General features: G+C 67.4%; 1 protein-coding gene. It reads left to right on the forward strand.

Going from position 1 to position 427, the window contains the following annotated elements; all coding sequences use genetic code 11:
• Positions 1-44: 44 nt before the first annotated feature.
• Positions 45-427 (forward strand): flagellar basal body-associated protein FliL (fliL, locus tag FQ755_RS16735; RefSeq protein WP_144155967.1); only part of this gene is annotated, 383 nt, incomplete at its 3' end.

Below are 427 nucleotides of genomic sequence, written 5' to 3' on the forward strand. Positions count from 1 at the left end.
GGTCCGCTGACAATCAGGCTACGAGTCATCACGTAAGCAAGCTCATGGCCACCACGACCGCCTCCGCTTCACCCGAACGCCCGCCCACCGGCAAATTCAAGCGCATCGTGCTGTTCGCGCTGATCGGCCTGGTCATCGCCGCCGCGGGCGGCGCCGCCGCCTGGTACTTCCTGCTCAGGCACGAAGGCCCGGCCGCCGCGCATGCCGCACCGCAGTCGCTGGCCACCCCGGTGTTCTTCCCGCTCGAGTCGATGACGGTGAACCTGCAGTCCGACGACGGCCTGCACTACCTGCGCATCGGCCTGACCCTGAAGCTCACCGATCCGACCGCCCAGGACTACCTGACCCAGCACATGCCGGAGATCCGCAGCCGCATCCTGCTGGCGCTGTCGAACAAGCATCCGGAGGATCTCGCCACGCTCGAGGG

The sequence above is a fragment of the Paraburkholderia sp. BCC1885 genome, from assembly GCF_900996235.1.
In the GTDB taxonomy this organism is placed as follows: Bacteria; Pseudomonadota; Gammaproteobacteria; order Burkholderiales; family Burkholderiaceae; genus Paraburkholderia.